Consider the following 3,250-nt stretch of genomic DNA (forward strand, 5'->3'; position numbering starts at 1 on the left):
GTTCTTTAACAATTTGGGAAGTTGCCGTACACAGCATATGGCATGTCGCATTCGCGTGTTATTGACCGCGATGTAGCTCCAGTCTGTTTGGGGTTATATGGCCAAGCGGTTAAGCGCATACGGTGGATGCCTAGGCGGCAGGAGGCGATGAAGGACGTGGTAGCCTGCGATAAGCCTCGGGGAGCCGGCAAACGGGCTTCGATCCGGGGATTTCCGAATGGGGCAACCCGGCCACCGTCAGGTGGTCATCGTGCGCTGAATTCATAGGCGTACGAGGCGAACCCGGTGAACTGAAATATCTAAGTAACCGGAGGAAAAGAAATCAACCGAGATTCCCTTAGTAGTGACGAGCGAACGGGGATTAGCCCTTAAGCGGTCAGTGTTCTAGTGGAACGGTCTGGAAAGTCCGGCCATAGAAGGTGACAGCCCTGTACACGAAAGGGCGCTGATCGTGAAAACGAGTAGGGCGGGACACGTGTTATCCCGTCTGAAGATGGGGGGACCATCCTCCAAGGCTAAATACTCCCTGCCGACCGATAGTGGACCAGTACCGTGAGGGAAAGGCGAAAAGAACCCCGGTGAGGGGAGTGAAATAGAACCTGAAACCGTATGCGTACAAGCAGTGGGAGCCCGGTGCGTCCGGGTGACCGCGTACCTTTTGTATAATGGGTCAGCGACTTACTTTCAGTGGCGAGGTTAACCGTTTAGGGGAGCCGTAGGGAAACCGAGTCTTAAATGGGCGTTCAGTCGCTGGGAGTAGACCCGAAACCGAGCGAGCTACCCATGGCCAGGGTGAAGGCGGGGTAACACCTGCTGGAGGCCCGAACCCACTAGCGTTGAAAAGCTAGGGGATGAGCTGTGGGTCGGAGTGAAAGGCTAAACAAGCTCGGAGATAGCTGGTTCTCCCCGAAAGCTATTTAGGTAGCGCCTCGTGTCTCACTCCCGGGGGTAGAGCACTGTTTCGGCTAGGGGGGCATCCGTGCCTTACCAAACCGAGGCAAACTCCGAATACCGGGAAGTGCAATCACGGGAGACAGACGGCGGGTGATAAGGTCCGTCGTCGAGAGGGAAACAGCCCAGACCGCCAGCTAAGGCCCCCAAGTCGTGGCTAAGTGGTTAACGATGTGGGAAGGCAGAGACACCCAGGAGGTTGGCTTAGAAGCAGCCATCCTTTAAAGAAAGCGTAATAGCTCACTGGTCTAGTCGGCCTGCGCGGAAGATTCAACGGGGCTCAAGCCACGCGCCGAAGCTGCGGATGCTCTTTTGAGCATGGTAGGGGAGCGTTCCGTACGCCGCTGAAGGAGGACCCGTGAGGGCCTCTGGAGGTATCGGAAGTGCGAATGCTGACATGAGTAACGATAAAGCGGGTGAAAATCCCGCTCGCCGAAAGCCCAAGGTTTCCTGCGCAACGCTAGTCGACGCAGGGTTAGCCGGCCCCTAAGGCGAGGCCGAAAGGCGTAGCCGATGGGAAACGGGTTAATATTCCCGTGCCTCTTGTTGCTGCGATGGGGTGACGAAGAAGGCTAGGTCATCCGGGTGACGGATGTCCCGGTTTAAGCGTGTAGGCGGAGCCCTTAGGCAAATCCGGGGGTTCATACGCCGAGACGCGAACACGACGCTCTACGGAGCGGAAGTGACCGATGCCAGGCTTCCTAGAAAAGCCTCTAAGCTTCAGGCAGCAAGAGACCGTACCGATAACCAACACAGGTGGGCAGGGTGAGAATCCCAAGGCGCCTGAGAGAACCCGGGTGAAGGAATTCGGCAAAATGGCACCGTAACTTCGGGAGAAGGTGCGCCTCCGTTATGTGAAGCCCTTTGCGGGCGGAGCAGAGGGGGGCCGCAGTGACCAGGGGGCTGCGACTGTTTACTAAAAACACAGCACTCTGCTAACTCGCAAGAGGATGTATAGGGTGTGACGCCTGCCCGGTGCCGGAAGGTTAAGTGATGGGGTTAGCCCTTTGGGGCGAAGCTCTTGATCGAAGCCCCGGTAAACGGCGGCCGTAACTATAACGGTCCTAAGGTAGCGAAATTCCTTGTCGGGTAAGTTCCGACCTGCACGAATGGCGTAACGATGGCCCCACTGTCTCCATCCGGGACTCAGTGAAATTGAAATCGCAGTGAAGATGCTGTGTACCCGCGGCAAGACGGAAAGACCCCGTGAACCTTTACTACAGCTTCGCACTGGACCTCGAGCATGCTTGTGCAGGATAGGTGGGAGGCTATGAAGCGGGAGCGCTAGCTCCCGTGGAGCCATCCTTGAGATACCACCCTTGCATGTTTGGGGTTCTAACCTGGGCCCGTGATCCGGGTCGGGGACCGTGCGTGGTAGGTAGTTTGACTGGGGCGGTCTCCTCCCAAAGAGTAACGGAGGAGCGCGAAGGTACCCTCAGCGCGGTCGGAAATCGCGCAGTGCGTGTAAAGGCAGAAGGGTGCTTGACTGCGAGACCTACAAGTCGAGCAGGGGCGAAAGCCGGCCTTAGTGATCCGGTGGTTCTGTATGGAAGGACCATCGCTCAACGGATAAAAGGTACTCCGGGGATAACAGGCTGATTCCTCCCAAGAGTCCACATCGACGGAGGAGTTTGGCACCTCGATGTCGGCTCATCACATCCTGGGGCTGTAGCAGGTCCCAAGGGTACGGCTGTTCGCCGTTTAAAGTGGTACGCGAGCTGGGTTTAGAACGTCGTGAGACAGTTCGGTCCCTATCTGCCGTGGGCGTCGGAGACTTGAGAGGCTCTACTCCTAGTACGAGAGGACCGGAGTGGACATACCGCTGGTGGTCCGGTTGTCACGCCAGTGGCACAGCCGGGTAGCTACGTATGGAAGGGATAACCGCTGAAAGCATCTAAGCGGGAAGCCCGCCTCAAGATGAGGTCTCCCTGGACCCGCGAGGTCCCTGAAGGGCCGTCCAAGACCAGGACGTTGATAGGCGGGGTGTGGAAGTGCAGCAATGCATTAAGCTAACCCGTACTAATGGCCCGTGAGGCTTGGCCATATAACACCCAAGCGGATTGAACACCGACATGCCGTAAGCGCGTGACGGCAACTTCCCGAACACAAGTGGCTCCAACGCCACACCGCTTTGCCTGGCGACCATAGCGAGCGGGAACCACCCGATCCCATTCCGAACTCGGCAGTGAAACCGCTCAGCGCCGATGGTAGTGCGACCACGCTGTCGTGCGAGAGTAGGTCATCGCTAGGCCCCTATACCCAAAACCCCCGGCTCCTCAACGGAGTCGGGGGTTTTTTT

2 rRNA genes are annotated in these 3,250 nt (G+C 57.5%); both read left to right on the plus strand.

Features of this window, described 5'->3' with window-relative positions:
- The first annotated feature begins 99 nt into the window (after window positions 1-99).
- A 23S ribosomal RNA gene (locus LRA98_RS12605) occupies window positions 100-2,995 on the plus strand.
- Between the two features lie 90 nt (window positions 2,996-3,085).
- A 5S ribosomal RNA gene (gene rrf, locus LRA98_RS12610) occupies window positions 3,086-3,202 on the plus strand.
- The last annotated feature ends 48 nt before the right edge of the window (window positions 3,203-3,250 follow it).

The organism is Halorhodospira sp. M38 (assembly GCF_022227985.1).
GTDB lineage: Bacteria > Pseudomonadota > Gammaproteobacteria > Nitrococcales > Halorhodospiraceae > Halorhodospira > Halorhodospira halophila_A.